The following is a 2,561-nucleotide window of genomic DNA, read 5'->3' as shown; positions in this document are numbered from 1 at the left end:
CGGGCAATGGCCGGCCGGCGCTTGCAGCTTCCGCCGCAGGAATCGGGCAAAGACCCAGCCGGCGCTCACTGCTTCCCCGGGCCGATGCCTGCCGCTCTCGCAGGCCTGACCGGGCGCTTCCGCCCGGCCGGCGCAGGGTTTCAGTGATGGTGGCCGAAGCCGGTGTCGGCCAGCCGGCGGGAGCATTCCGGGTTGTCCGCGCAGGACGCGCTCTGGCTGGCGGTGGCGCTGGCGGCGTCGTAGACCACCTCGCCATCCTTGATGGTCTGCAGCACCTTGATGCTGTGCAGCTCGGCCGGGGCGATGGTCAGCGGGTTGTCCGAGAGCACCACCAGATCGGCGCGCTTGCCGGTCTCGATGGAGCCCTTGCTGTCCTGCTCGGCGTACTGCTCGGCCGCCCAGATGGTGAGCGACTTGAGCGCTTCCATCGGCGTGACCCGCTGGTCCGGGCCAAGCACATAGCCGCTGCGGGTGGTGCGGTTGACGGTGGCATCGAGCACCGCATCGAATCGGGGAACACCACCGGTGCGTCGTGGTGGGAGGTGAACTTCATGCCGGCATCCAGCACCCAGCGGGTGGGTGAGATGTTCTCGGCGCGCTCGGCCCCAGCACCGATTCGCGGTGCCAGTCGCCCCAGTAATAGGTGTGCATCGGAAACAGCGACGGGAAGATGCCGAGCCGGGCGATCTGCGGCACCTGGTCGCGGCGCATCGTCTGGCCGTGGACCAGTACCGGCATGAGCTTCTTGCCGGGATGGGCCTTCTCGGCCGCCGTCACCGCGTGAATGAACTGGTCGATGGCCGCATCGCCGTTGGCGTGGGCCAGCACCTGCCAGCCGTGTTCCCAGGCGCGGTTGATCAGGTCATCGGCCTGGGCGTTGGTGAAGATCGGATAGCCGGCGTAGGACGGCTTCTGGCCTTCGGGCACCTTGTAGTAGGGGCGGGTGAGCCAGGCGGTCTTGCCCTGCGGCGAGCCGTCCAGGGTGATCTTGACCCCGCCGATGCGGAAGTGGTCGGTGTACTGGTGGCTGTAATAGGGCCCCTGCATCGCCGGGTTGCTCAGCGCGACATCGATGTTGGTGTATGCGACCACGTCGATTTTCAGCTTTCCGGTTTTGCCGGCCAGCGGCAGCATCGCCAGCGTGCCGGCATCGGTATTGCCGTCCTGGGCGGTGGTGTAGCCGTGCTTCATGTACAGCGCCTGCCCGGCTTCGAGCATTGCCATGGCCTCGTCCAGGCCCAGGGTGGGCATCAGCTTGGCCAGGGTGAGATTGTGCGCGTTTTCCTCCATCACCCCGTTGGGCACCCGCGAGCCGGGTTCGCGGCGGATGACTCCGCCTTCCGGGTCGGGCGTGGCGGCGGTGATGCCGGCCACCTCCAGCGCCTTGCTGTTGTAGGCGCCCAGATGGCCGGACTGGTGCATCAGGATCACCGGAATCTCGGTGGTGATGGCATCCAGTTCCTCGCGGGTGGGATGGCGGCGCTCGGCCAGCTGCGAATCGTCATAGCCGAAACCGATCAGCACCTTGTAGCCGCGCGGACCGGCGGTCTGGGTGTAGAACTGGCGCATGATCCGCTGCAGGTCCGGGATCGAATTGCCCTCACCATCGGGGGCGGGCAGCAGGTTGGCCGACAGCGCCTGCAGGCCGGTACCGGAGACATGGCTGTGGCCGTCGATGAAACCGGGGGTGAGCGTGCGACCCTGCAGGTCGACCTGGCGAGCGGCGGGGCTGAAATCCAGCGCCGCCCGGCGGCTGCCGACAAAGGCGATCTGTCCGTCGCGCACCACCACCGCTTCAACCTGCGGCTGGCGGTCGTTGATGGTGAGGATGGTGCCGCCCGAGTACAGCGTGTCGGCGGCGCCGGAGGCGGGGGCGGCCAGCGCGGCCAGTGCGGAAATTGCCAGATGCAGTGCCATGGGAAGCCTCCAGAAGGGCGGGGTGCCGTCCCCGCAAGGGCGGCGTCATGGGCACCGTAACACCGCAGGCCGAAGCGGTTGGTGACATTTCAGGCCGGCGCGCCACCGCCAACGGCCACGCCCGGGCGTCGGCGCGGGGTGAGCTCCTGCGGGGAGGTGCGGACCGGAATGTCCGACCTCAGCGCGGGCCGGGAAAATCGGCCGATCCGGCAATGTTGGCATTCGGGAAGAGCGCCCGGCGATAACCGTTACGCTGGACCCTCACGGCGGCACAAGGGGCCCGAATGCGCAGCGTTATCCTGAAGGTGAGTGTGATTGGCGCGATGACGCTGCCCGGTGCATGGGCGGCCGAGCCTGCCGGGCAAGCGCAGATGATCCAGCGGGTGATCGAAGTCACCGATCCCTGCCAGCGGCGGCAGTTGCTGCTGGCGGTCTCCGCCGACATCCAGGAGTCACGGGCGACCGCACAACTGCAGCGGGACGGCGGTTCGACCGCGCTGGCGGCATTGGCTTGGCAGAATCACCTGCTGTACGTGTTCGCCGGGCTGGCCGAGCAGTGGGATATGGCCGCTTGGTTCACGCAGGGTACGCAGCTGGCCGCACAGACCCGCGCGGGCGAGGTGCGCGCCGGCCGCCGTGCGCTG

The 2,561-nt window shown here is 68.3% G+C and carries 3 protein-coding genes; 1 reads left to right on the top strand and 2 read right to left on the bottom strand.

Annotated elements, in window-relative coordinates; translation table 11 throughout:
* Window positions 1–140: 140 nt before the first annotated feature.
* Window positions 141–500, bottom strand: coding sequence for an amidohydrolase family protein (locus JCM9942_RS19695; RefSeq protein ID WP_218185500.1), 360 nt, complete (start codon window positions 498–500; stop codon window positions 141–143).
* A gap of 49 nt (window positions 501–549) precedes the next feature.
* Window positions 550–1,917, bottom strand: a complete 1,368-nt coding sequence (locus JCM9942_RS13855) for an amidohydrolase (protein WP_218185499.1) — start codon at window positions 1,915–1,917, stop codon at window positions 550–552.
* A 284-nt stretch (window positions 1,918–2,201) separates the two neighbouring features.
* Here JCM9942_RS13855 and JCM9942_RS13850 point away from each other — a divergent pair.
* Window positions 2,202–2,561 (top strand): hypothetical protein (locus JCM9942_RS13850; RefSeq protein WP_157722937.1); only part of this gene is annotated, 360 nt, incomplete at its 3' end.

The sequence above is a fragment of the Stenotrophomonas pictorum JCM 9942 genome (assembly GCF_001310775.1).
GTDB lineage: Bacteria > Pseudomonadota > Gammaproteobacteria > Xanthomonadales > Xanthomonadaceae > Stenotrophomonas > Stenotrophomonas pictorum.
The sequence above is the reverse complement of the archived record's forward strand: the minus strand, read 5'-3'. Positions and strand labels throughout refer to the sequence as shown.